Annotated in this window: 24 protein-coding genes; 9 read left to right on the forward strand and 15 right to left on the reverse strand. The window is 67.3% G+C overall.

Annotated elements, in window-relative coordinates:
* Positions 1-37: 37 nt before the first annotated feature.
* The 5 genes from ARC63_RS17555 to ARC63_RS17575 all read right to left on the reverse strand — a co-directional run bounded on the left by ARC63_RS17555 (position 38) and on the right by ARC63_RS17575 (position 4,836).
* A complete protein-coding gene (locus ARC63_RS17555; protein ID WP_057503973.1) occupies positions 38-376 on the reverse strand; it encodes a hypothetical protein in 339 nt (112 codons plus the stop codon).
* Positions 377-453: 77 nt separating this feature from the next.
* Positions 454-1,395, reverse strand: a complete 942-nt coding sequence (locus ARC63_RS17560; protein ID WP_019336479.1) for a DegV family protein — start codon at positions 1,393-1,395, stop codon at positions 454-456.
* A 95-nt stretch (positions 1,396-1,490) separates the two neighbouring features.
* Positions 1,491-2,123, reverse strand: a complete 633-nt coding sequence (locus tag ARC63_RS17565; RefSeq protein WP_057503946.1) for a 2-hydroxychromene-2-carboxylate isomerase — start codon at positions 2,121-2,123, stop codon at positions 1,491-1,493.
* A gap of 20 nt (positions 2,124-2,143) precedes the next feature.
* Positions 2,144-3,427 (reverse strand): amidohydrolase family protein, encoded by a 1,284-nt coding sequence (locus ARC63_RS17570; RefSeq protein ID WP_057503947.1) that lies wholly within the window; start codon positions 3,425-3,427, stop codon positions 2,144-2,146.
* Positions 3,427-4,836 carry an amidohydrolase gene (locus tag ARC63_RS17575; RefSeq protein WP_057503948.1) on the reverse strand — a complete coding sequence of 470 codons (1,410 nt, stop codon included), beginning with the start codon at positions 4,834-4,836 and terminating at the stop codon, positions 3,427-3,429. Before ARC63_RS17575 ends, ARC63_RS17570 begins: the two co-directional genes overlap by 1 nt.
* A gap of 152 nt (positions 4,837-4,988) precedes the next feature.
* On the opposite strand from ARC63_RS17575, the gene ARC63_RS17580 reads away from it, so the two are divergent.
* Together ARC63_RS17580 and ARC63_RS17585 are read left to right on the forward strand one after the other, a co-directional pair.
* Positions 4,989-5,765 carry an AMP nucleosidase gene (locus ARC63_RS17580; RefSeq protein WP_005414446.1) on the forward strand — a complete coding sequence of 259 codons (777 nt, stop codon included), beginning with the start codon at positions 4,989-4,991 and terminating at the stop codon, positions 5,763-5,765.
* A 43-nt stretch (positions 5,766-5,808) separates the two neighbouring features.
* Positions 5,809-6,348: a DUF924 family protein gene (locus ARC63_RS17585; RefSeq protein WP_024956045.1), complete on the forward strand. Its 540-nt coding sequence runs from the start codon at positions 5,809-5,811 to the stop codon at positions 6,346-6,348.
* A gap of 119 nt (positions 6,349-6,467) precedes the next feature.
* Here ARC63_RS17585 and grxD read toward each other — a convergent pair whose 3' ends face one another.
* On the reverse strand, positions 6,468-7,394 hold the full coding sequence (gene grxD, locus ARC63_RS17590; RefSeq protein WP_024956044.1) for a Grx4 family monothiol glutaredoxin: 927 nt from the start codon (positions 7,392-7,394) through the stop codon (positions 6,468-6,470).
* Between the two features lie 59 nt (positions 7,395-7,453).
* Here grxD and ARC63_RS17595 point away from each other — a divergent pair, with 59 nt between their 5' ends.
* Positions 7,454-8,233, forward strand: coding sequence for a polysaccharide deacetylase family protein (locus ARC63_RS17595; RefSeq protein WP_057503949.1), 780 nt, complete (start codon positions 7,454-7,456; stop codon positions 8,231-8,233).
* Between the two features lie 75 nt (positions 8,234-8,308).
* Here ARC63_RS17595 and ARC63_RS17600 read toward each other — a convergent pair whose 3' ends face one another.
* The 3 genes from ARC63_RS17600 to ARC63_RS17610 are packed head-to-tail and all read right to left on the reverse strand — an operon-like array spanning position 8,309 to position 10,925.
* Complete coding sequence (locus tag ARC63_RS17600; RefSeq protein ID WP_057503950.1) at positions 8,309-9,025, reverse strand: class I SAM-dependent methyltransferase; 717 nt, start codon at positions 9,023-9,025, stop codon at positions 8,309-8,311.
* Positions 9,026-9,029: 4 nt separating this feature from the next.
* A complete protein-coding gene (locus ARC63_RS17605) occupies positions 9,030-9,647 on the reverse strand; it encodes an SGNH/GDSL hydrolase family protein (RefSeq protein ID WP_057503951.1) in 618 nt (205 codons plus the stop codon).
* 3 nt (positions 9,648-9,650) lie between these two features.
* Positions 9,651-10,925, reverse strand: a complete 1,275-nt coding sequence (locus ARC63_RS17610; RefSeq protein WP_010480840.1) for a pyridoxal phosphate-dependent aminotransferase — start codon at positions 10,923-10,925, stop codon at positions 9,651-9,653.
* 114 nt (positions 10,926-11,039) lie between these two features.
* Here ARC63_RS17610 and rsgA point away from each other — a divergent pair, with 114 nt between their 5' ends.
* On the forward strand, positions 11,040-12,149 hold the full coding sequence (gene rsgA, locus ARC63_RS17615; protein ID WP_057503952.1) for a ribosome small subunit-dependent GTPase A: 1,110 nt from the start codon (positions 11,040-11,042) through the stop codon (positions 12,147-12,149).
* Between the two features lie 126 nt (positions 12,150-12,275).
* Positions 12,276-13,529, forward strand: a complete 1,254-nt coding sequence (locus tag ARC63_RS17620) for a flavohemoglobin expression-modulating QEGLA motif protein (RefSeq protein WP_049411678.1) — start codon at positions 12,276-12,278, stop codon at positions 13,527-13,529.
* A 449-nt stretch (positions 13,530-13,978) separates the two neighbouring features.
* Here ARC63_RS17620 and ARC63_RS17625 read toward each other — a convergent pair whose 3' ends face one another.
* From ARC63_RS17625 to ARC63_RS17645, 5 genes are all read right to left on the reverse strand, one after another.
* Positions 13,979-16,276, reverse strand: coding sequence for a TonB-dependent receptor (locus tag ARC63_RS17625; RefSeq protein ID WP_057503953.1), 2,298 nt, complete (start codon positions 16,274-16,276; stop codon positions 13,979-13,981).
* A gap of 161 nt (positions 16,277-16,437) precedes the next feature.
* A complete protein-coding gene (locus ARC63_RS17630) occupies positions 16,438-16,962 on the reverse strand; it encodes a hypothetical protein (RefSeq protein WP_057503954.1) in 525 nt (174 codons plus the stop codon).
* Positions 16,963-17,169: 207 nt separating this feature from the next.
* Entirely contained in the window at positions 17,170-17,910 is a 741-nt protein-coding gene (gene phbB, locus ARC63_RS17635; RefSeq protein WP_005419193.1) for an acetoacetyl-CoA reductase, read from the reverse strand.
* Positions 17,911-17,934: 24 nt separating this feature from the next.
* Positions 17,935-19,263 carry a CitMHS family transporter gene (locus ARC63_RS17640; protein ID WP_010480829.1) on the reverse strand — a complete coding sequence of 443 codons (1,329 nt, stop codon included), beginning with the start codon at positions 19,261-19,263 and terminating at the stop codon, positions 17,935-17,937.
* Between the two features lie 74 nt (positions 19,264-19,337).
* Positions 19,338-20,477, reverse strand: coding sequence for an OprO/OprP family phosphate-selective porin (locus ARC63_RS17645; protein ID WP_057503955.1), 1,140 nt, complete (start codon positions 20,475-20,477; stop codon positions 19,338-19,340).
* 242 nt (positions 20,478-20,719) lie between these two features.
* On the opposite strand from ARC63_RS17645, the gene ARC63_RS17650 reads away from it, so the two are divergent.
* Genes ARC63_RS17650 through ARC63_RS17665 form a run of 4 tightly spaced genes read left to right on the forward strand, consistent with a single transcriptional unit; the run spans position 20,720 to position 24,530 of the window.
* Positions 20,720-21,409, forward strand: a complete 690-nt coding sequence (locus tag ARC63_RS17650) for a response regulator transcription factor (protein WP_019337115.1) — start codon at positions 20,720-20,722, stop codon at positions 21,407-21,409.
* Positions 21,402-22,793 carry a sensor histidine kinase gene (locus ARC63_RS17655; RefSeq protein WP_057503974.1) on the forward strand — a complete coding sequence of 464 codons (1,392 nt, stop codon included), beginning with the start codon at positions 21,402-21,404 and terminating at the stop codon, positions 22,791-22,793. Before ARC63_RS17650 ends, ARC63_RS17655 begins: the two co-directional genes overlap by 8 nt.
* Positions 22,790-23,845, forward strand: coding sequence for an ABC transporter substrate-binding protein (locus tag ARC63_RS17660; RefSeq protein WP_010480822.1), 1,056 nt, complete (start codon positions 22,790-22,792; stop codon positions 23,843-23,845). The genes ARC63_RS17655 and ARC63_RS17660 overlap by 4 nt, the downstream gene beginning before the upstream one ends.
* Before the next feature lie 28 nt (positions 23,846-23,873).
* Positions 23,874-24,530: a response regulator gene (locus ARC63_RS17665; RefSeq protein ID WP_057503956.1), complete on the forward strand. Its 657-nt coding sequence runs from the start codon at positions 23,874-23,876 to the stop codon at positions 24,528-24,530.
* An 84-nt stretch (positions 24,531-24,614) separates the two neighbouring features.
* Here ARC63_RS17665 and ARC63_RS23350 read toward each other — a convergent pair whose 3' ends face one another.
* Entirely contained in the window at positions 24,615-25,001 is a 387-nt protein-coding gene (locus ARC63_RS23350) for a hypothetical protein (protein WP_139042444.1), read from the reverse strand.
* Positions 25,002-25,254 lie beyond the last annotated feature (253 nt).

Here is a 25,254-nt window from a genome sequence, read left to right on the forward strand (position 1 = left end):
AATGGAAACGCCGGGCCATGCCCGGCGGGCGGGTGCCTCAACGCACGTCGCGCAGTTCCCAATGGTGGCCGGCCAGCAGGCGCAGGCGCTGCTTGAACACGTCGCTGTCGATGCGGGTGGTCGCCACCAGGTTGATGCGCAGATCCTTCTGTTCGCCGGTTACGGTGGCATCCGGATCGGTCACGCCCCATTGCGGTTCCACCGCATCCGGGTCGGGCTGCTTGGCCTTCCAGCGTTCGAACAGCGTGCCGCTGCGCAGGGCGTCCTGCAGCTCCTCGGCGAAACCGGCGGCGCCCTGCGAACGGAAGGACAGGTCAGGGTCGTTGCCGCGGGCCTTGGACGGGTCGGGCAGGCTGATGTGGTACTGCGCAGGCATGGAGTTCTCCTTGAAGTGCGGCAAGGCTGGCACAGTCGTGGTGGAATCGATGTGCAGATTCCAGCCACGGTTGGCCTTCATTCAAACCGATGTGGCCCATCGGCAAAGCCCACGGTGACCGCGCCCTTGCCGACATTGACCATGCCGGTCAGGCTCATCACCGATTCGTACACGGTCACGCCGTGGCCGGCGCAGACCTCCTTCATCTGTGCATAGCCGGGCAGGGTGCGCAGCTCGTCCAGCTCACCGCCGTAGCTGACGCACACCGTCGGTGTCATCAGCCCGGCACGCACGCGCTGACCGACCACCGCGAACAGCTTCTGCACGGCGTTGTCGAAGCCTTTGATCTTGGCGACCGGCCCGGTCTCGCCGCGGTAGCCATGCAGCACCGGCTTGATGTCCAGTGCGCTGCCCAGTGCCGCGCTGAGCAGGCCAACGCTGCGGTCACCCTTGTGCCGCGCACGCGCGCGCATGTAGTACAGGTCACGGGTGACCATGTAGCCGTGCACGTTGCTGGCCAGTTCCTCCAGCCGCTCACGGATCTGCTGCACGCTGGCGTTGCTGTCGCGCAGGCGCACCGCTTCCACCGCCGTTACCGCCTGGGCAGCGAACAGGTTCTGGGTATCGAGCACGCGCAGCGCGAACGGTGAGTTGTAGCCCGCTGCCTGACGCACCGGCTTGTAGTCGTTGAGGATGGCGAAGCTGGCCTGCAGCGCGTTGTCATGGATCGGGCTGCGGGTCTTGGTGATGGTCATGCAGAACACGTGGTCGTAATCGATCACCAGCTGCTGCAGGAACAGGTCGCGGATCTGGTTGACGCTGAAGGGGATGGTCTCCGCTTCAGCGCCGTGCTCGGCCACGTGCGCGTGCAGGAAGCTCAGCGTGGCCTGCTCATCGCGGTGATCAGCCAGCACGGCTTCGCCAATCCGTACGGTGATCGGCAGCAGCACGATGTTGTGTGTGGCGATGAAGTCCGGCGGCAGGTCGCAGGCCGAGTCGACGACGATTCCGATGCGCATCCGCGGCTCCCCCTCCAGGGCGGTTGTAGGTTCGGAAACGTGAAATCTATCTCAAATCCCAGCGCGGCGCGCGAGGGAAACGCGCCACGCCCTGTTCAGCGACTGCGCTGCACCGCCACCGGCAGGTTGGCCAAGCGCTGCCATTCGGGCTGCCGCAGCAGGCCCGGATCGGCCAGCACCGCTGCCATCAGCGGGTGCGCGTCGTTGCCCCAGAACAGGTCGTCGCCGATGGCCAGGGTGGGTACCCCGAACACGCCGGCCGCGATCGCGGCCTCTGTGTTGCGCCGCAGCTGCTCCTTCACCGCCGGGTCGGCGATGGCGGATGCGACATCCTCGATGCCCAGCCGTGCGCCGGGTTCGCGCAGGGCTTCGGCGCTGTCGGCCGCGTTGCCGTCGCGCCAGATCCAGTCGAACAGCACGTCCACGGCCTGCACGCTGGCGCCGGCGGCCAGGCACAGGCGCAGGGCGGACAGCGGGTTGAACGGATGGCCGGGCGGGAACCGCAGTGGTGTGCCCTCGGCCTGTGCGGTCCACAGCAGCTGGCGGTAGATGAAACGACGCTTGGCCGGAATCTCGGCCGGGCCCAGGTTGCCCAGGTGATGCAGTACCGCACCGAAGGCGATCGGCACGGTCTGGATCTGCCCGAACTGTGGCAACTGCTTCAGCTTCTGCCAGTGCAGGTAGGAATAGGGCGAGACGAAGTCGAAGTACCAGCGCAATGTCGCCATCGGTGTGTCCTCGTGTGCGGTCAGGGCTGCGCGTTGCGCTGCAGGTAGCGGTCGCGCAGTTCGGTCTGGCGCGAGCGCATCGGCATCGCACGGCCGCCCAGCCAGACCTGTTCGGCGTAGTGCGCCACATCCAGCGGGTCGCCCTCCCACAGCACCAGGTCGGCACGCTTGCCCGGCTCGATGCTGCCGATCTGGTCGGCCACGCCGAAGGCCTGCGCCGGGACCCGGGTCAGCCCGGCCAGGCCGTCGGCCCACGGCAAACCGTTGGCCACCGCGTTGCCGGCCAGCTGGCGCATCTTGCGCGCGTTGTGGGTGGCGTCGCCGCGCTGCACGAAGGAAACCGCCACGCCGGCACGCTGCAGGCGCGCGGCGTTTTCCAGGGTGGCACCGAGCTGGTCGAAGCTGGCCGGCAGGTTGGCCAGCACGTCGACGAACACCGGCACGTGCGCAGCGGCCAACTCCGGCGCCACCTGCCACGCTTCGCTGGCACCAGCGATGGCGATCTTCACCTTTTCGCGGGTGGCCCAGCGCAGCAGTTGGCGGATGTCTGCGGCGCGATCCACCTCCACCACGATGCGGCCCTGGCCGGCCAGGTAGCGGCTGAGTGCGCGACGCCCGGCCGGCGTCAGCAGTGCGTGCGGCGAGTCCGCAGCCACCTGTCCGCGTGCTTCGTCGATCATCTGCTGCAGCAGCATCCATTGCGCGGCGCGTGAATGCCCGGTCAGCTCGGAGGCTGCCGCGCCAATGCGCAGGAACAGGGTGCGCGGGCCGATCGGGTCGGCGCTGCCGTCCAACCGCATCACGCCGCCCTGGCCAGCCACGAAACCACCGCCGGTGGCAGCGCCCAACGCAGTGAAGCCGATGCCTTCCAGGCGCGTGACCGGAATCAGCACCGAGGCCGGGTTGTAGGCGAGGGTGACGTCGAATTCCGGGCGCAGTGGTTGCTCGCCGAGCTTCAACGAACTGTCCACCGTGCTCGATTCACCCGAAACCTCTTCGATGCCGGTTTCGGTGATACCGCCGAACAGCGCCGGCGTCAGGGGGCGGCCATTGGCCTCGATCACGGTGGCGCCGGCAGGCGCTGACAGGCCGTTACCCACCGCGCGGATGATGCCGCCCTGCACCAGCACGTCCGCGTTCTGCAGGCTGCCGCGCGCGCTGGCCGTATGCACCGTCGCGTTGCGCACCAGCAGGTCCTGTGCCTGCGCGGATGCCGAGATGCAGGCCAGCACCATGACAGTAGAACCGAGCCATGCCCGGCTGCCCTTCGCGGCAGACTGCGCCAACTGCTTGAGCACCACCATCAGCGCACCTCCTGGCCGAGCTGGAAATCAGAACGCGGCGTGCTCGCCGGCGCGCCGCGGTCATACAGCCGCCGGCCGTCGATGAAGACCTGCTCAGCCAGTGCGTACGAACTGAAGGGGTTGCCGTTCCACACCACCACATCGGCCATCTTGCCGGCTTCCAGGGTGCCGGTCTGCCCTTCGATGCCCAGCGCCTTGGCGGCGTTGGCGGTCATCCAGGTGATGGCGTGCTCGGGCGTGATCTCCGGCATGCGCGCGCGTCGCGCGGACGCCATCACCTTGGCCGCTTCCTGGTTCAGGCGCTGGATGCCTTCGGGTGAATCGGAATGGACGATGGCGCAGCTGTTCTTCGGCCGGTCGACCAGCGCGATGTTCTCCGGAATGCCATCGAAGGCTTCCATCTTGAAGCCCCACCAGTCGGCCCACAGCGCACCGCAGACGCCGTCGGCGGCCAGCCGGTCGGCCAGCTTGTAGGCCTCCACACCGTGGTGGAAAGCGGCCACCTTGAAGCCGAATTCCTTGGCCAGGTCGAGCATGGTGGCCATCTCGTCGGCGCGGTAGCAGTGGATGTGCACGCGGATGTCGCCTTCGATGGCGCCGGCCAGCGTGTCCAGCTTGAGATCGCGCTTGCCGCCTGCATCCCCGGCGCTGTCGCCCTTGTCGCTGCCGAACCATCCCTTGCGCTTGGCCGGCTTGGGTTTGTTCTTGGCGATGTAGTCGGCGGCGTCGATGAAGGCGGCACGGTAGCCGGCCACGTTGCCCATGCGCGTGGCCGGGGTCACGCCCTTGCCTTCGCCATAGACCCGCTTGGGGTTCTCGCCGCAGGCCATCTTCAGGCCCCATGGTGCGCCGGGGAACTTCATCGCCTGGTAGGTGATGGCCGGGACGTTCTTCAGGGTCACGCCGCGGCCACCCACCAGGTTGGCCGAGCCGGGCAGCACCTGCATGCTGGTCACGCCGCCGGCCAGTGCCGTGGCGAAGCCTGGGTCCTGAGGCCACACCGAGTGTTCGGCCCAGACGTTGGCGGTGACCGGTGCGGTCATCTCGTTGCCGTCGCTGTGCGCGCCGACGCCGGGGCTGGGGTATACACCCAGATGCGAATGCACGTCGATCAGCCCGGGGGTGACCCACTTGCCCTGCGCATCGATGCGGGTGACACCGGCATCGGCCTGCAGTTGGCGACCGACGGCGACGATGCGGCCGTCGCGCAGCAGCACGTCGGCGTTGTCCAGGCGCTGGCCGGTACCGGTCAGCACCGTGGCGTTCTGGATCAGTACCGGCGCATCAGGATGCGCCTGGTAGGTGCTGGGGTAGGGATCGGCGACGAAGCGCGAGGCGCCCACCGCCGGAGCCGTGCTCAATGAAAGCAGTGCCAGGGCTACCCCGGCGCGCAACAACGTCGATGCCATGCAGTTCCCCTCGCAGCCTGGTCCAACCGTCGACGCTAGCCCGGAGGCGGCGGGCTTGCCAAGTGACCTTCTTCACAGGCCTGCCGACGGTAGCTCGACGGCACCGGCCGGGTGGCTGAAAATACCCGGTCCCCCGCCGTACCGGACCGCCCATGAAGAGCAAGCAGGAAATCGTCGACAACTGGCTGCCCCGGTATACCGGCGTGCCCTTGGACCAGTTCGGCCAGCACATCCTGCTGACCAACTTCGGGGGCTACCTGCATACGTTCTCCGAGCTGACCGGCGCGCCGGTCATCGGCCTGGACCGGCCGATGGCCAGTGCCACCATCGATGGCATCACCATGATCAACTTCGGCATGGGCAGCCCCAATGCCGCGATCATCATGGACCTGCTGTCGGCGGTGATGCCCAAGGCGGTGCTGTTCCTCGGTAAGTGCGGTGGCCTCAAGCGCAAGAACCAGCTGGGTGACCTGGTGCTGCCGATCGCCGCGATCCGTGGCGAGGGTACCTCGGGCGATTACCTGCCGCCGGAAGTCCCGGCCCTGCCGGCCTTTGCCCTGCAGCGTGCGGTTTCGACCATGATCCGCGACCTCGGCCACGACTACTGGACCGGAACCGTCTACACCACCAACCGCCGGGTCTGGGAACACGACGAGGCCTTCAAGGAGCGGCTGCGGGCGATGCGCTGCATGGCCATCGATATGGAAACAGCCACGGTGTTCGCCGCCGGCTTCGCCAACCACATCCCCAGTGGCGCGCTGCTGCTGGTCTCGGACCAGCCGATGATCCCCGATGGGGTCAAGACCGAGGCCTCCGATGCCAAGGTCAGCTCCCAGTTCGTGGAAAACCATATCCAGATCGGTATCGAGGCGCTTAAGCTTATCCGGCGCAACGGCAAGTCGGTCCGCCACCTGCGCTTCGACGAATGATGATGATGGCCTGGCGCGGCGCGCCGGCCCTGGGGAGTAGGTGATGGACGTTGCCGCGCAAGTGGTGGAATTCTGGAAAGAAGCGGGCCCTGCGAAGTGGTTCGCCCGCGACGATGCGTTCGACGCGCAGTTCCGCCAGTTGTTCCTGGATGAGCATTTCGCCGCCGCTTCGCGCGCGCGCGAGCATTGGCTGGGCAGTGCCGAAGGGGCATTGGCGCTGATGCTGCTGCTGGACCAGTTCCCGCGCAACTGCTTCCGTGGGACCGCCCATTCCTACGCCACCGATGGCCTGGCCCGGCACTACGCCATGCGCGCCATCGAGGAAGGCCTGGACCTGCAGCTGGTACCGAAGCTGCGCGCCTTCATCTACCTGCCGTTCGAGCACTCCGAGGATCCGATGGACCAGGACCGTTCGGTGGCGATGTTCGACGTGCTGGGTGACAAGGAGTACCTGCAGTACGCCGAACTGCACCGCGACATCATCCGCCGCTTCGGGCGCTTCCCGCATCGCAATGCCGTGCTCGGTCGCTTGCCCACGGCGGAAGAGCTGGATTACCTGGCCGAAGGCGGCTTCGCCGGGTAGGTCCACGCCATGCGTGGATGCAGAAAACGCCGGCGAATGCCGGCGTTTTCTGTGCTGGGGCCAGAGCCCTTTCCTGCGGAAAGGGATCCGACCCCAAGTCGACCCCATGCCGGGGCCGATCAGTACTTCGGCACGCCGTTGTCCACGTCTTCGGACCAGGCATTGATGCCGCCGGTGACGTTGAACACCTTGGTGAAGCCCAGTGCACGGAACTGCTCGGCAGCCTGTGCGCTGCGGCCGCCGTGGTGGCACATGAAGGCCAGAGCGGTGTCCTTCGGCAGGGCTTCCAGCTCCGCACGGCCGTTGCCGTCGAAGCTCCTGAACGGCACGCCGACGGCTGCGATGGCGCGCTCGTCGGCCGGGCGCACGTCCACCAGGGTGATGTTGCCGGCGCGCACCAGGTCGTCGGCATCACGCACGCTGATTTCCTGTACCGGCTTCGGCGCGTTCGGGTTGTCGATCGCCAGGCCCTTGCCGCGGATGTCGTCCACCCAGTCGATGGTGATGCCGTTGGCGCGCCGGGCGCTGGACAGGTCGAACTGCACGCGCAGGCCATTGGACTCGGCAGCGATCGCGCCTTCGTCATGCGGGGCCAGCTGGAAGTTCGGCTGGAAGCCGGCGTCGATGGTCAGCTGCAGGGCAGCGCCCGGGGCGTCGGCCAGCGCGCCCTTGAGCATTTCCACAGCGGCCGGGGTGACGGTGATGCTCGGCGGGGTGCGGTCCGGTGCGGCCAGGCCCAGCACGCTGCTCAGTTCGCCGCTGGCGGCCATCTGCAGCACGATGTCGCTGCCGCCGACCAGTTCGCCGTCGATGTACAGCTGCGGGATGGTCGGCCAGTCGCCGTAGGCCTTGATGCCTTCACGGATTTCCTGGTCGGCCAGCACGTTGACGTGGGCGAACTCGACACCGAGGTCCTGCAGCGCGCCCACGGCCTTGGCCGAGAAGCCACACTGCGGCATCGACGGCTGGCCCTTCATGAACAGCACGACGCGGTTGGCGTTGAGGATGGATTCGATGCGCGAACGCAGGGCGGGATCGAGGGACATGGACGTCGGGGTTCCGGGAATTCGAATCATCAATTCTACCCCCCATGGCATCATGGGGGATGAGCAACGCAGGAACATTGCATCGCATCCCGACCCGGCCCTGGCGCTGGCTGCCCTGGCTGGTGGCGTCGCAGTTGGCCGTGATCCTGGTATGGGTACTGGCAGGCTGGCACTGGGCCCTGCCGCTGATGGTGGCCAGCCACGCGCTGTTCATGGTGCCGATATTCCTGCCCAACAGCCGTTTCTACGCGCCGGTATTGAGCCGGGTGCCGGACGCTGGCAACAGTGTCTGGCTGACGATCGATGACGGCCCCGGCCCGGAAACCCGTGCCGTGCTCGACCTCCTGGACCGCCACCAGGCGCGTGCGACCTTCTTCCTGGTGGGGGACCGTGCGCTGGCGCAGCCGGAACTGGTGGCCGAGATCCTGCGCCGTGGCCACGATCTCGGCAATCACAGTCTCAGCCACCCGCAGGCCCGCTTCTGGCGCCTGGGCCCAGCGGCGATGCGGGCCGAGATCGAAGGCTGCCAGCATGCGCTGCAGGCGCTGAGCGGGCATCCGGTGCGCTGGTATCGCTCGGTGGTGGGCATGACCAACCCGTTCGTGGCGCCGGTGTTGAAGGCGCTCGGCCTGGTGCGCGTGGGCTGGAGTGCACGCGGTTACGACGGCGTCGGCTGCACGCCGGAGGGCGTGCTGGCGCGTTTGCTGCCCGACCTGCGGCCAGGAGCCATCGTGCTGCTGCACGAAGGCGCCGCCCACGGCCACAATCTGGTGATCATCGAGCGCGTGCTGCAGGCGCTGGACGAACGCGGGCTGAAGGCGCAGCTGCCTACCGGCTGATACGTATGCGGTAGCGCCGGGCCATGCCCGGCGGATGCCACAGGTGCCGCTCCGCTCGCCGGGCATGGCCCGGCGCTACAGGTTCCGGCGTGCTACCAGCAGCCAGCTGTTGAACGGCGTACGCCCATGCAGTGGCCGGGGGGCGGCCACCTGCAATCCCGCTTCGGCAAGCGTTGTCTGCAGTACCCGTGGATCGGGATAGTGGCGCGGGCGTGTGCCCATCCAGCCGACCAGCCAGGCCAGCCGGTCCGCCACCCGCGTGGTGCGGTCGCGGCCATCGCCGGTGGCCAGCGGCGTGCGCAGCAGCAGGCAGCCGCCGGGGGCCACCCGTGCACTGGCCGCGCGCAGCAGTGCCTGCTGTGGGTCCGCGTCCAGGTACTGCAGCACGTCCAGCAGCAGGACGTGCCCGGCCTGCGCCGGCAGTGGCGCCTGCACGTCCACGCAGTCGAAGCGCACGTCATGCAGCTCGACGGCGGCACGTTGCGCGCGGGCGATCTTGCCCGCATCCACGTCCACGCCCAGGTAGCGCTGGGTGCCGCCGCGCTGGCGCAGTACATGGGCGAACAGGCCCAGCCCGCAGCCGAGGTCCAGCACCGGCTGTCCGTCGTCAGGCAGATGCTGCAGCACGCCGTCGTACAGCGGATCGCTGCCGAGCTTGCCGCGGGTGTAGTAGTAGTCGCGGCGGCTGCCCCAGGCCTGCGCCGGGCGGAACGCTTCGGCGATCAAGCGGGCCTGCGGGGCCGTCAGGGGAGCACAGGGCAGGGGCGGGCCGTTCCGTGGCGTGCCGTCCATCGCCTCAGTCCGTGCCGCCAAGCAGATGCGCGGCAACCGGCAGCGCGCGCGCGCTCCACAGCGCGTACATCCGCGCTGAAGGATGCAGGCCGTCCTCGGCGATCATCGTCGGGTCTTCGCCCTGCGCGCGGCTGATGTCGGTGATGTCGACGAAGGCTACGCCGTGCCGGGTACTGATCACCTCGGCGGCGGCATTGAATTCGTCGGTCTCGATCTCGATCGCGGCCAGGTCGCGGCCACTGCCGGCACCGAACGGGGTGGCACCCCAATCGGGGAAGGACAGCACCAGCACGCGGCCGGCATCACCGCCGGCAAAGCCGATCGCCCGCTGCAGCAGGGCCTGGAACTGGCTGCGGTATTCGTCCAGAGGACGCCCGCGGTACTGGTTGTTGACGCCGATCAGCAGGCTGACGAAATCGAACGGACCCTGCGGTGCGGTCGCGTCGATACCCGCATCGAGCTCGTCAGTGGTCCAGCCGGTGGTCGCAATGGTCTGCGGGTTGGACAGGTCGATGCCCTGCGCACGCAGGGCGGCGGCCAGCTGGTGCGGCCAGCGGCCTTCGACTGCAACCGCTTCACCGATGGTGTACGAATCGCCCAGCGCCAAGTAGGACAATGCCACGGCTCAGGCCACCGAACGGCGCGGCTTCAGCGGCACGACCTTGGTCGCATCCTCGGCACGCCGCGCCAGCACGCGGTCGATGCGGGCGAACACATCGCGCATCACCGAAGCTTCCGGCATCAGGGTCACGCGGAAATGATGGCGGTAGGGCACGTTGAAGCTTGAGCCCGGCACCACCAGCACGCCTTCGTTGTTCATCAGGTCCAGCGCGAAATCGTGGTCGTCGAAGCCCTTCGCAGCGGCACCGACCACGGCCGGGAACGCATACAGCGCGCCGGCCGGCGCGACCAGTGACAGGTGCTCGCTGGCTTCGCAGGCCTCGATCACCGCGCGGCGGGTTTCATACAGGCGGCCGCCCGGCGTGCACAGCTCGGAGATGGTGTCCGGACCGTTCACCGCCGCCTCGATGGCGTACTGGCCCGGCACGTTGGCGCACAGGCGCAGTGCGCCCAACAGGTCCAGCGCGGCGCGGAAGTCGCCCAGGCGGGCATCGTCACCGCTGAGGTGGGCCCAGCCCACACGCCAGCCGCAGGCGCGGTGCACCTTGCTCAGGCCACTGAAGGTCAGGCATGGATGATCACCGGCCAGCGGCGCGACCGGCTGGAACACCGCGTCGTCGTACAGGATCTGGTCGTAGATCTCATCGACCAGCAGCAGCAGGTTGTGGCGGCGCGCGATTTCCACCACGCGCTCCAGCAGTTCGCGCGGGTAGCTGGCGCCGCTGGGATTGTTCGGATTGATCAGCACGATGGCGCGGGTGCGCGAAGAGACCAGCGTCTCGATCTCGCTCGGGTCCGGCTGGAAGCCGTTCTCCGGCGCGCAGCGGTAGTACACCGGCCGGCCATCGTTGAGGATGGTCGAAGCCGACCACAGCGGGTAGTCGGGCGAGGGCACCAGCACTTCGTCGCCCGGGTTGAGCAGCGCACGCAGTGACAGGTCGATCAGCTCGCTGACGCCGTTGCCGAGGAAGACGCGGTCCGGGTGCGCATCGGGCGCGCCACGGCGGGCGTAGTAGCTGGCGATGGCTTCGCGCGCCACCGGCAGGCCCTGCTGGTGGGTGTATGGGTCGGTGCGGCCCATGTCGTCGGCAATCGCGCGTTGCAGGTGCTCCGGCGCGCGGAAGCCGAAAGCGCCCGGGTTGCCGATGTTGAGCTTGATCAGCTTGCGGCCCTGCGCCTCCAGCTCCCGGGCTCGCCGCGCCAGTTCTCCGCGGATTTCGTAGCGCACTTCGGAAAGGCGCTCGCGGATGGCCAGGGGCTTGGGCGAGGTGGTGGACATGGGAGCTGGGCCGTCAAAAGGCATGGGGCTTCCATCCTACCGGAATTGCTGCACTGCATGGCAAGGGCTCCGGGCCCGTCACTGCTGGGCTGGCAGGGCGCTGGCACAGGTAGAATGGCGGCGATGACCCAGACCCCCGATTTCATCGCCCTGCAGACCATCGGCTGGCCCTGGCCGGGCCCGCCACAGCAGGCCGACTGGCAGGCCGCGATGGCCGCGCACCCGCAGGCCCGCCCGGCACGGGTGATCGAACAGCACCGCACCCACTACGTGGTGGCCGATGGCCCGGATGCATCGATCAAGGCCGAGTCGCTGCCCGAATGGCAGCGCCCGCGCTTCCCCAGCCATGAGCGGCCGGCGGTGGGCGACTGGGTGCTGCTCGATGGCATCCGCATCGTCGCCCTGCTGCCACGGCGCACCGCGATCAAGCGTGGTGCCGCAGGTGAGCACTACCACCAGCAGGTGATCGCGGCCAACATCGATACGGTGTTCATCGTCTGTGGCCTGGACGCTGACTTCAATCCGCGCCGCATCGAGCGCTACCTGCTGCTGGTCGGCGGTGGCGGTGCCGAACCGGTGGTGGTGCTGACCAAGGCCGACCAGACCGAATACAGCGAGGATGCGCTGGCGGTGCTGGAAGAGCTGGAGATGCAGGGCATCGCGCTGCATGCGATCAATGGCCTGGATGCCGACAGCGTTGCCGTGCTGCAACCGTGGCTGGGCCCGGGCCGCACCGTGGTGCTGGTGGGCTCGTCCGGTGCCGGCAAGTCCACGTTGACCAACACGCTGCTCGGCGAGCAGCGGATGAAGACCAACGCGGTGCGTGCCAACGATTCGCGCGGACGACACACCACCACCCATCGCGCGCTGATGCCGCTGCCGACGGGCGCCTGCCTGATCGACACCCCCGGCATGCGCGAGCTGAAGCCGACCGGTGAAGAGACGCTGTCGGAAGGCGGCTTCGCCGATATCGAAGCGCTGGCCGCACAGTGCCGTTTCAATGACTGCAAGCACCAGCAGGAACCGGGCTGTGCGGTACGTGCCGCGATCGAGGCCGGCGAGATCGAAGAGAGCCGCCTGCTGAACTACTTCAAGTTGAAGGAAGAAGTGGCCGCCGCCGCCGCCAAGCTGGCGGTTCGCCAGGCCGAGACCGCGCAGGAGCGTGGTGGCAGGAAGGGCAAGGGCCAGCAGTTCCGCCCGGCGAGCAAGCCGCGTAGGCGGTAACAAGGCAGCCGAGCATAGGCTCGGCTCTACACTTGGTTCGCGGTGGAATCATTCCCTGTAGCGCTCGAGCCGATGCTCGGGCGGCGGCGCGCAGCGCCGGACACAGCAGAGCGCTATAGTCCGCCCATGGAACCGACCGCGACGCTGGACCGTGACGTGGCCCACCATGCAGCGCTCGATGCGCGCCTGGTCGAGGCCGTGGGGGGCATCCGCCTGCTGGGCCTGACCAGCTGGCCGGCCACGCTGCAGGCACCGTTCCTGGACAGCGTGGCACGTGGGCAACCGGTGCTGCCGAAGGTGGATTACCCGAGGCTGGATTTCAGCGAGGAGCGCCGCGCGTTGGCTGCGATCGCCGCCGACTGCGATGATACTCATCCGCTGGGCCACTACGTGCGCCAGTCGGCGCAGAGCTGGGACCTGGCCGCGCAGCTGCTGGAAGGGTTGGGCACGGCGGCGGTCGATACCTGTTCGGTGCAGTTGTTCGGCGCGCCCGAGCAGCCGTTGCCAGGCAATGGCCCGAGCACGCGCGAAGCGGCGCGTCACTTCATCCAGATTGCTGCCGAACTCGATCACGAACTGCTGGCGCCGGAAGAGCAGGTGCCGGTCTCGGCCATTGCCCTGCAGCTGCAGCTGCAGAATGACCTGGATGCGTTCTTCGAATCGCGCATCATCCAGGTGCAGCTCGATCCAGAGCTGGTGTCCAAGGCCGCTGCCGGACCGACCCGCATCCGCCTGCGCACCAGTGCGCGCTTCAGTGCCTACGACCGCGCGCAGCTGTTCCACCACGAAGCGCTGGTGCATTCGCTGACGGCCTTGAATGGCCGCGAACAACCGGTGCTGCCCAGCCTGGCGTTGTCCTCGCCGCGGGTGACGGCCACCCAGGAAGGGCTGGCTACCTTCGCCGAACAGATCACCGGCAGCATCGACATCGAGCGCCTGAAGCGCATCAGCCTGCGCACCGAAGCGATCGCGATGGCCCGCGAAGGCGCCGACTTCATCGAGGTGTTCCGCTACTTCTGCGATGCCGGGCAGAACGCCGAAGAAAGCTTTGCGTCGGCACAGCGCGTGTTCCGTGGGGTGCCGCCGAGTGGCGGCCTGGCCTTCACCAAGGACACGGTGTACCTGCGCGGCCTGGTGTCGGTGCATACCTTCTTCCGCCACATGTTGGCCGAGGACCGCCTGCAGGTCTGCCGCTGGTTGTTCGCCGGCAAGATGAGCCTGGCCGATGCGATCGCGTTCGCGCCGCTGTTCGAAGCGGGTGTGCTGAAGCCGCCGCGCTGGCTGCCGCACTGGGTGAGCCGGGCGAACGGCCTGGCCGGCATGCTGGCGTTCTCGCTGTTCGCCAACCGGATACGGATGGACCAGCTGGCGCCGGAATGAAAGGCGTTGGCGGGATGATGCGCTGGCGCCTCGATTGATATCGCTGGGCGGCGGTGGCGCACCCTGGCCAGGACACGCCGTAAACCCATCCATGGGGGCTCGATCGGCGCATCCATGCGCCTCACGGTCCTGGCCAGGGTGCGCCACCGCCGCCAGATAGTTTCCCGCGCGGGCGGCAGCACATCACCGCGCCGAAGGGATTGCGCTTGAAAAGCTTGAATAGCAAAGAGCCGGGCAATGCCCGGCTCTTTGCTTTTTGCTCTTGCTTTCCATTGCCTCCGCGCCGGCGCAGGAAATTGTCGAGCGAGGTGGGACGGGCCGAGGCAGGACCGTGAGGCGCATGGATGCGCCGATCGAGCCTACAGGGACGTACTTGCGGCGTGTCCTGCCTCGGCTCGTCCCACCTCGCCCAGCTGCGGTACTGATGCGCCGCAGCGCCCGCTTCTGACTTAGAACTCCGCCGCCACCGTCATGAACAGCTGCCGCGGCGCGCTCGCATGGATCGCATACCGCGTGCCCTTCGGATCGGTCGGCGCGAACGAACTCAGCTGGCCGGCATAGCGCTTGTTGGTCAGGTTGGTCGCGTTCAACGACACCCGCACGTTGCGCAGGCCAAGGCCCGGGCCGAAGTCGTAGCCCGCACCGGCGTCGAAGGTGGTCACGCCCGGCACCGACTGGTCGTTGGTGTAGGTGTAGTAGCGCTTGCCGGTGTACTTGGCACGCAGGCTGGCGAAGAAGCCATCGCGGTTCCAGCTGATCTCGCTGGAGGCCATGCGCTGCGGCGTATCCACCGTGATCTTGCCGGCCACCGGCACGATCGCGCCGCCCGAGGTGTAGTCATCCTCGTAGGTGGTCTTGTTCCAGGACAGCGCGTTGTACCACTGCAGGCCGTCGATCGGCTTGAGGATGAAGGTCAGCTCCGCACCGTGGCTCTTCACCGAACCGACGTTGATGAAGCGCGTCACGCACTCCGGACGCGTGCCGACTTCGATGCTCGAGCACGGGTTCAGCGACAGCAGGCGGTTGTCGAACTTCACGTTGTAGGCGGCGATCGAGGCCTGGTACTTCTCGCCGAAGGTACGGAAGCCGGCTTCAAGGCTCTTGGACTTCTCCGGCTCCAGGCCGGCGCTGGCCGCGAACGATTCCGGCGACACCTGCAACGGGCCACCGCTGCCGCCACCGACGAAGGCGGCGATGTTCTCTGCGTACGAAGCGAACAGCTCGTTGTTGTCGTTGAGCTTGAAGCCCAGGCCCACCTGCGGCAGCACCGACTTCTTGGCGGTCAGCGTGCCCGAGGCGATGCGGGTTTCCACGCCCGGCTGGGCGGTGGCGCGCATGCGGGTGTTCGGGCTCTTGATACCGACATCCACGGTCAGGCGCTGGTCCAGGAAGCGCATGCGGTCCTGCACGTAGAACTGGCGCGTGCGGATGTCGAAGTCCTGGTTGAACAGCAGGCGGTCCGGGTTCTTCAGGTACAGGTCGTCCAGGAACGGGCCGCTGATGTAGTAGAAGTTGCGCGACACGTTATGGTCGTTCTGCTCGTACCACAGGCCGGCTTCCAGTTCGTGGATGCCCACCGTCCACGACAGCGCGGCGGTCAGGCCATCGCGGTTGATCGTGTAGTTGGTGCTGCGGATCGAGATCGGCAGCATCTTGTCGGTACCCGGGTAGGACGGCTGGCCCGGCGCCCACCAGTGGCCCTGGCCACGGTTGTCGTGGTGGTAGGCCAGCAGCTTCAGGCGGCCCTGCTCGCCCAGGCGCAGGTCGGCATCGACCGAATAGAGGTTGTCGTCGCGCAGCGCGCGGCTCTGGTAGTAGGCATCGTCGATGCTGTTGACGCCGCCGCTGAACTTGCAGCGTGCCTTGTTGTAGGTGCCCGGTGCGCAGTACGCGGCAGCGACAGCGCGATCCCAGTCCGGCGCATAGATGTTCCAGTCGTAGCCCAGGCCACGTGCCAGCATGTCCTTGGACAGGTAGGCGTAGTTGGCCTGGCTGGCGCGCGAGGTCGCCACGAACGCACCGAAGCGGTGGTCGCCGACATTCCACACGGCCTTGGCGTTGAACTGGCGGGTGGTCTGGTTCTGGTACGGCGCGGCCCACATGTCCTGGTCCTGGTGCACGCCGGACACGTAGGCCGAGAAACCATTGATGTCGCCTGTATCCACGCGCAGGTAGCCGCGACGCTGGTTGTTGTCACCCACGGTGACGCTGGCGCGTCCACCGAATTCGGTGGACGGGTCCATCGAGAAGTACTGGATGGTGCCGCCCAGGTTGCTCGTCGACGCCACGCCCAGCGAGCCGATGCCCTGCGACAACTCTGCGCCGGCCAGGTTCTCGGCGATGATCGCGCGGGCAATGCTCAGGCCGTTGTAGTTGCCGTAGCTGTTGTCACCCAGCGGGATGCCGTCCAGCGTATAGCCGAGGCGGCTCTTGTCGAAGCCGCGCAGGCTGATGGTCTGCGATTCTTCGTTGGCACCGAAGGCGTCGTTGGACTGCACCGACACGCCCGGCAGGCGGTCGAGGATCTTCTGGCCGCTGGTGCCCGGCGGCAGCACCTGCTTGTCGACGGTGGTGATGCGCTGCACCTGGCGGGTCTCGCCCTGGCCGATCACGGAGACGGTATCCAGCGTCTGCGCGCTCAGCGCGGCATCGGTGCTGGCGCCGGTATCGGCGGCGGTGGCGGCATGGGCGCTGGCGGCGGCGGAGAGCGCGATCGCCACGGCGATCGTCAGGTGTCGGGTCTGCATGGTGGTCCGTTGCATTGGGGGTGGTCACCGGCACGCGTGCGCGGTGCATGGCCACTATGCGAACGGAACATGAAACCTTCTTTACGAAAAAACCAACGAACGATGCAGGGCAGTGGTGCGTGTCCCGCAACATGTTCGTCATGGTGGTAGGCCGGTGGGAATCAGAAGCGCTCCCCAGGCCAGCTCAATTTGAGCTGGTCCATGCAGTCACGGTCATGTTCGGAGAATGAGAACCCGATCTGGATGCCGTTCACTACTGTGCCGAACACCGTCGACTCGTCCAGGCTATGCCCTGACGGCACGGAAAGGACATTGAAGTCGGGGTAGCGACGACCCATCTGCTTTCGCGAGATGCAGGCGCCGCTCAGCCGCAGCGTAATGTCTTTGATGATTCGCCCCGACGCGTCGGTGTAGATCTGGCCAGAGGGCCCCTTGATCCTCCCAGCGACCACGAATGGCGCCAGATCGATGGTGGCGCTGTCGCCCCGGCCCATTCTTGCTTCCGAACGCGAGCCGGCCGGAGCCAGGGGTGATAGCTGCGCGACAAGGTCAGAGCGTGACAGCTGCAAGGACCAGCGCTCCACGAGCCGCCAGGTTGCATCCGCCTCATCCGCAGTGGCAGCAGGTGGGGTGGCCGCCAGTGGCGGGGTGGCGACCACGAGAAGCGCAATCAGCAATGCACGCATGCCAACCTCCTTGATCCGCGATTCCGGCCGTTCATCCATCGGGCTCGGCGAGCGTTGGCAGGTATAGCACCGGTTCTGCCGATGTATCGGGCAATACGTCCCGAAAATGCAGAAACAAAAAGGGGCCGGATCCCCCTCGCAAGCGAAAGTTCACCGGCCCCGCGCACTCCGTGGGGGAGGCGGTCCACGCCTTGCGTGGAGACGGGCTCAACCCATGTACAGACCGCCGTTGACCGGATAGTCGGCACCGGTCACATACGAGGCTTCATCCGAGGCCAGCCAGGCGCACAGGCCGGCCACTTCCTCGGGGCGGCCCAGGCGACGCACCGGTACCGACGCCGCCAGCCGGTCCAGCACATCCGGCGGGAAGCTGCTGATCGCCTGGCTGGCGATGTAGCCCGGCGACAGCGTGTTGACGGTGACGCCGCGCGAGGCCACTTCGGCAGCCAGTGCACGGCTGAAACCGTGCATCGCGGCCTTGGCGGTGGCGTAGTTCACCTGCCCGATCTGGCCCTTGTGGGCGCTGACCGAACCGATGTTGATGATGCGGCCCCAGCCACGCGTGGCCATGCCGTCCACCACCTGCTTGGTGAGGTTGAACAGCGCATTGAGGTTGGAGGCGATCACCGCGTTCCAGTCTTCCACCGTCATCTGCCGGAACAGCAGATCACGGCTGCCGCCGGAGTTGTTGACCAGCACATCGACCTCGCCCACTTCCGCTCGCACCTTGGCGAACGCGGCGCTGGTCGAAGCCCAGTCGGTGGCGTTGCCTTCCGAGGCGATGAAATCGAAGCCCTGTTCGCGCTGCTCGCGCAGCCAGTTGGCCTTGCGCGGCGAGTTCGGCGCGCAACCGGCGACCACGGTGTGGCCACTGCGGGCCAGGCTCTGGCAGATGGCAGTGCCGACACTGCCCATTCCACTGGTGACGTAAGCGATTCGAAGCGTCATTGCAGAAGGCTCCTTGGCAAAGGGTCAGGCGGCGAGGGGATACAGGCCGAACAGCAGGCTGCCGATCATCAGCAGCATCGAGATGGCGATGGCCCACTTCAGGGTGAACTTCTGGTGGTCGGCGAACTCGACCTTGGCCAGGCCCACCAGCAGGTAGGTGGAGGGCACCAGCGGGCTGAGCAGGTGCACCGGCTGGCCGGCCAGCGAGGCGCGCGCCATTTCCACCGGGGTGATGCCGTAGTTGCTGGCCGCCTCGGACAGGATCGGCAGCACGCCGAAGTAGAACGCGTCGTTGGACATGAAGAAGGTGAACGGCATCGACGCCACCGCCGTGATCACCGCCAGGTACGGGCCCCACGACTCCGGAATCACCGCCAGGAAGCTGTGCGACATCGCTTCGACCATGCCGGTGTTGTTGAGGATGCCGGTGAAGATGCCCGCGGCGAAGATCAGCGACACCACCGACAGCACGTTGCCGGCGTGGTTGACCACACGGCGGCGCTGCTCGGCCAGGTTCGGGTAGTTGATCACCAGGGCGATGGCGAAGCCGACCATGAACAGCACCGGCATCGGCAGCACGCCGATGATCAGCGCGGTCATCAGCGCCACGGTCAGTGCCAGGTTCACCCACAGCAGCTTCGGCCGCTTGATGTCTTCGGCATCTTCCACGGTCGGCAGCGCGTTGCTGTCGTCGGACACGCTGTTGTCCATCCAGCTGCCGCTCTTGGGCAGGGTCACAACACCCAGGCGACGGCGTTCCTTCAGGCCCAGGTACCAGGCCAGCAGTAGCACGCCGGCGCAGGCGATCACCATCGACGGGATCAGCGGCACGAACACATCGGCCGGGTCCACGTGCAGCGCGGTGGCCGCGCGTGCGGTCGGGCCGCCCCACGGGGTCAGGTTCATCACGCCGCCGGCCAGGATGGTCACGCAGGTCATGTTCAGCGCGTTCATGCCGAGACGTTGGTACAGCGGCAGCATCGCCGAGACGGTGATCATGTAGGTGGTCGAGCCATCGCCATCAAGCGAGATCAGCATCGCCAGCACCGCGGTGCCGAGCACGATCTTCATCGGATCGCCCTTGACGAAGCGCAGGATCACCCGCACCAGCGGGTCGAACAGGCCGGCATCGATCATCACCCCGAAGTAGAGGATCGCGAACATCAGCATCACGCCGGTCGGTGCGATCTTCTTGATGCCTTCCAGCATCATCTCGTCGATGCCGGCGCCGAAGCCGCCGATCAGCGCGAACAGGATGGGAATGGTGATCAGTGCGACGAGCGGCGACAGGCGTTTGCTCATGATCAAGTACATGAACGTAATGACCATGCCAAAGCCGAGGATGCTCAGCATCATCTGCGGACTCCTTGCGAATACAGGACGTGGGGAGTGGAAGGGGCCCGGGCGGCATGCCCGGGAATTCGGGCTTAGAAGTCGTACTGCAGGCGTCCGGTGACCGCGCGCGTGCGGTCCACCGTCACCCCGGCCAAGCGGTCGCGGTTGCGGCTTTCGATCACGTTGAGCATGAAGCGCAGGTTGTCGCGCAGGTACCAGTTGCCACCCAGCGTCCAGGCGTCGGTGCTGCCACGGCGCAGGTCCGGCGCACCATCGAGATGCTGCGCACCCCACATCTGGTCGTAGCGCAGCGCTACTTCGAAGGCACCGGCCTTGTGGCGGATGTCCTTCACCCGCGCAAAGCGGCCGGTCTTGCGGTCGTAGGCGCGGCTTTCGCCGGTAATGAACCAGCTGACCATGCCGTAGGCGGCCATCACGTCGCCACGCTGCGCACCGTCATCGAAGGTGGCGCCACTGAACTCGCCCTGCCACGACAGCGGGCCGCGCACCTGCGCGTATTCCAGCGACCACTTGTTGACGTCGGTATCGCGGCCGGCGGAGAAGTCGACAAGGGTCAGGCGGCTTTCATCGGACAGGTGGCCGGCCGGGCGTGGTCGGATCTTCAGGCCCGGAACGCCGTTCGCGCCGGGGTTGTCATAGGCCTCGCGGGCCAGCGACAAGCCCAGGTGCAGCACGTCGCCATCGGCGGGCGAGGGCGCCCAGGTGACACGGCCACCGGCAGCACGCCCTTTCACCTGCCAGGCGTCGATGCTTTCCAGGCTGTAGATGCTGGCGGCCCAGGTGAAGTCACCCGGATTGGCCTGCCACGACGCGCCCAGGCGGTACAGCGGCGCCAGCGTGGTGCCGGCATTGCCGCGCTCCAGGAAGCTGCCGTAGTTGGAGCTGGTGCGGTCATCCAGCGAGAAGTACTGCTTGAACTGGCCGACGGTCAGCTTGCCGGCCTTGCCGAAGCTGCGCGCCAGGTACACGTCCTTGGCCTCGACGCGGTCGCCGGAGAAATCGGCCTCCAGCTTGTAGTCGACCACGAAGAACTTGCCGGATACGTCAACCCACGCGCGGCGGATTTCGGTGTCGTCCTTGTTCGGGGTGCCGCGGTTGTCGTTGTCGAAGGTAGCGAAGTCCAGATGCAGGCGGCCACCCAGGGTGGCGGTGACCGGACGGTCGTCTTCGGCAGCGAAGGCCGGCGCCGACAGGACAGCCAGCGCCATCATGGCGGCAGGACGCCGCCAGGCAAACGTGAATTCCACAAACCCTCCCAGGTGCGCGCCAGGCGCGCGGCAATCGTGGGCACCGGACGGTGCGCGGCCGCAGTCTGGGTCGGGCAAGCTGTCATGGTCCTGTCAACGGATTGTGCGGTGCAGCGTAAAGCGGCTCGCTGCTGCTTCCTGGCAGGGCCCGGCGAGCGCGGCAGCGGCATGCGGTAGCATTCGTTTCCCCTCCCACCCTCGTGCCCATGCGCCTGCTGCTGGTCGAAGACAACCCGGATCTGGCCGATGCGATCATCCGCCGCATGCGCCGCAGTGGGCACGCCGTGGACTGGCAGGCCGATGGCCTGGCCGCCGCCAGCGTGCTGCGCTACCAGAGCTTCGACCTGGTGGTGCTGGACATCGGCCTGCCCAAGCTCGATGGCCTGCGCGTGCTGGCCGGCATGCGCGAGCGTGGCGACAGCACGCCGGTGCTGATGCTGACCGCACGCGATGGCATCGAAGACCGCGTGCAGGCGCTGGATGTCGGCGCCGACGACTACCTGGGCAAGCCGTTCGATTTCCGCGAATTCGAAGCGCGCTGCCGCGTGCTGCTGCGTCGTGCACGAGGCCAGGCCAGCGAAGTGGTGCAGATCGGCGGCTTCCAGTTCGATAATGCCGCGCATCGGGTCAGTCTCGACGGCGAGCCTATCGAGCTACCCAACCGCGAGTACCGGCTGCTGGAGATTCTGGTCGGCCGCCTCGGTCAGGTGGTCGGCAAGGACGAGATCGGCAACGGCCTGTTCGGCTTCGACGACGAAGCCGGCCCGAATGCGATCGAGCTGTACGTCGGTCGCCTGCGGAGAAAGCTGGCCGGCGCACCGCTGCGCATCACCACGGTGCGCGGTGTCGGCTACCTGCTGGAAGCCAGCGATGGCAGCGCCGACGCCGATGGCTGACGCACGCGCTGCGAACGCGGCGCCAGGTTCGCTGCGGCGAACGCTGCTGCTCTACCTCGGTGCGCTGCTGGCGGTGTTCGCGGTGGCGCTGCTGTTCGCCGCGCGCGACTATGGCCAGCGCGCGGCAAACCGTTCCTACGATCACCTGCTGGTGTCTTCGGCGCTGTCCATCGCCGATTCGGTGGCGCTGGTCGACGGCCAGTGGCAGGTCGATCTTCCCTATGCGGCGCTGGACCTGCTGGCGATGGCCCCGGAAGACCGCGTGTTCTATCGGGTGGCCGACAGCCGCGGCAACCTGATCACAGGTTATGGCGATCTGCCGTCGCCGCCGCGCCGTCCGGGCACGCAGCCGCAGCTGTTTGATGCGGCGTACAGCGGCGAGACCGTACGCTTCGTAGTGGTCAGCCGCAGTTTCGCCGCGGCCTCGGCGCAGGGCGAGGTGCAGGTGCAGGTGGGCCAGACCCGGCGTGCGCGCGAAGCCGTCGCGCAGGACATGGTCAATCGCGCACTGCTGGCGATCGGCGTGCTGTCCGGCCTGCTGCTGGCGCTGGTGGCGTTTGGCGTGCACCGCGCGTTCCGCCCACTGGTGCGGGTGGAACGCGAGCTGTCGCGCCGCGAACCGTCCGACCTGAAGCCCCTCGACGCGCGCGTGCCGCGCGAGATGGACCAGATGGTGGCGGCGTTGAACCGCTTCATGGAACGCCTGTCCAGCAGCAACGAGACACTGCGCGCATTCATGGCCGAGGCCGCGCACCAGATGCGCACGCCGTTGGCCGCGCTGCGTGCGCAGGCGCAGCTTGCGCTGGACGACGACGACCCCGAAGACATGCGGCGCAGCCTGCTGGCGATCGAACGCAATGCCACCCACATGAGCCGGTTGCTGAACCAGCTGCTCAGCGATGCCAGCGTGATCCATCGCTCGCACCTGCAGCGCTTTGCGGCGGTGGACCTGGCCGAGACCGTCCACCAGGCCCTGCATGAAGCCCTGCCGCAGGCCGGCCCGGCACCGCGCGTGCAACTTGCGATGACCGCCGAGCCGGTGCAGGTGCACGGCGACGCGCTGCTGCTGCGCGAGGCGATCAAGAACCTGGTCGACAACGCATTGAAGTACGGCGGCGAGGGCCCGTTGCAGATCGCGCTGACCGTGGAAGGCGGTCAGGCGGTGCTGACCATTGCCGACCATGGCGCAGGCATCGCACCCGCTGATGCCGAACGCGTGTTCGAGCGCTTCGCCCGTGGCGAAAGCGCGCCGTCCGGCGGCGCCGGGCTGGGCCTGGCCATCGTCAAGCGCGTGGTCGACAGCCATGGCGGCCGCATCGACCTCAGCAACCGCCCGCAGGGCGGGCTGATCGCCACCATCCGCCTGCCACGGAGCAGTCCATGATCCGCCTGTTCGCTGCTGCCGTTGCCTTGCTGCTGGCTCTGCCGGTACTGGCCGCGCCCGGCGACGTACGCCGTTTCCCGGCCCAGGCAAAGGCCACTGCGCAGCTGCGCATCCACGGCACCACCGACATCGAAGTGTTCGCGGTGGTGATCGCCGATTACCAGCGGCTGCATCCCGGCACCGAGGTGGTGTACGAGGACATCATCACCCAGGACCTGTACGCGCGTTACCTGCACGACCGCGGCGGGCCGGCATCGCCGGACCTGCTGATCTCCAGCGGCATGGATCTGCAGACCAAGCTGGTCAACGATGGCCACGCGCTGCCACACCGTTCGGCGCAGACCGCTGCACTGCCGGCCTGGGCACAGTGGCGCAACGAGGCCTTCGGCATCAGCTACGAGCCGGTGGTGATGGTCTACAACACCCGCATGTTGCCGGCCGCGAAGGTGCCGCACACGCGTCGGCAGCTGCTGGACCGGCTGCGCGCCGAGGGAGCACCGCTGCGCGGCAGGGTCGGCACCTATGACATCGAGCGCAGCAGCGTCGGCTACCTGCTGTCTACCCAGGATGCGCAGCGTGGCAGCATCGCCGGTGCGTTGCTGGGCGCGCTGGGCGACAACGACGTGGTGCGCGAGGAGCGCACCGGCGTGCTGCTGGACAAGGTGGCCAGCGGACAGCTGTCGCTGGTCTACAACGTGCTCGGCTCCTACGCGCAGGCGCGCGTTGATGCCGGCGCGCCGCTGGGCATTGTGGAGCCCGAGGACTACACGCTGGTGGTGCTGCGCACCGCAGTGATTCCGCGCACCGGCCCGCACCCGGAAGAAGCCCGGCGCTTCCTCGACTACCTGCTGTCGCCACGCGGCCAGCAGGTGCTGTCGCGCGAGGCACGGCTGATGCCGATCGTGACCGGCAACGCGCGCGGCGATGATGCGCCGGGCCGCAGCCGCCGCCCGATCCAGCTGGGTCCGGGCCTGCTGGTGTATCTGGACGCGCTCAAGCGCCGCCAGTTCCTCGATGCCTGGCGCAGCAGCGTGGAGCCGGCAGGGCGCTGAGGCTCCGGCCTGCCCGTACAATGGCCGCATGAGCGAATACACCATCCTGATCGCCGATGACCACCCGCTGCTGCGTTCGGCGGTGGTGCAGTCATTGCGGCAGAGCCTGCCGCTGGCGCAGGTGCGCGAGGTCGCCAGCGCCGAGGCATTGGCCGAAGCACTTGACGCACATCCGGATGTGGACCTGGTGCTGCTCGACCTGACCATGCCAGGCGCGCACGGTTTTTCCGCGCTGCTGCACGTGCGTGGCTCGCATCCGGACATCCCGGTGGTGATCCTCTCGTCCAACGACCATCCGCGGGTGATCCGCCGTGCCCAGCAGTTCGGCGCGGCCGGGTTCATCCCGAAGTCGGCCCCGGCCGAGACCATCGGCGAGGCCGTGCAGGCGGTGCTCGATGGTGGCCTGTGGTTCCCGGCGATGGCCGCCGAACGCTCCGAGGCCGACGCACTGCTGGCCAGCCGCCTGGCCCAGCTGACCCCGCAGCAGTTCCGCGTGCTGCTGTGCCTGGCCGATGGCCTGCTGAACAAGCAGATCGCCTACGAGCTGGGTCTGGCCGAGAACACGGTGAAGGTGCACGTCACTGCAATCCTGAAGAAGCTTGAATGCCATAGCCGCACGCAGGCGGCGGTGCTGGTGAAGGCGCTGGAGCCGGAGGGCGACGCGCGGGCAGGGATGGACGGCTGACCTGGGCAGGGCACTTGGCTCCCGGCGAGAGCATTCTGAGCTGCTCGAAACAACTGCGCAAACGCGAAAATGGAGTCTGGCGCGTCAGTTGCCGCTGATCGAACTCATCTCCGGGTCGGTCGAGAAGATGAACCTGTTCTCGTATCCCATCCAGTAATGCTCAGACGCTTCGGCATAGCTGTAAGTGGGAGAGGATGCATCTGACGCAAACCTGCGACCCCACGCCTCATGATCCGCGCTGCTTCGGGTCCGGGCGATACCGATGCAGATGCTAAGGCCACACGAAAAGCGTTCAAGTACACCTTCTTGACCCATTGCACGTTCAAGTGATGATCGATAGTGCCGGGTCAGGTCCTGCGCCTCGGGGCTGGAAGCCGCATCCTGTGTAATGCGGTTGATCGCATCCGACATGTTTCTGCTTGACTGCAGGAGGTCCTCGGCGGCCAGGATCGAGATGCCGTCCTTGAACATGAGTGCGGATTCTGACCGAAGCAGCGCGAGCGACGATGCTGCGCGATGCGTGGACGCTGTCGGAACGCCGGGGTTCGGTGAGGTGTCCGCGTTCGATATGGCTGGAGAAACCTGTGCTTCTGTCGCGGCCCTCCTGAGGCTGACGTCCGGATCTGGTGTGCTGTCAGCGATGCATCCCGCGCAGCACAGGCAGAAGAGCATTGCTGTGATTCGATGGAGGTATCGGAGGGGGACGATGGATAGGTGATGGCAG

Origin of the sequence: Stenotrophomonas geniculata ATCC 19374 = JCM 13324 (assembly GCF_001431625.1) — a bacterium.
GTDB classification, from domain to species: Bacteria; Pseudomonadota; Gammaproteobacteria; order Xanthomonadales; family Xanthomonadaceae; genus Stenotrophomonas; species Stenotrophomonas geniculata.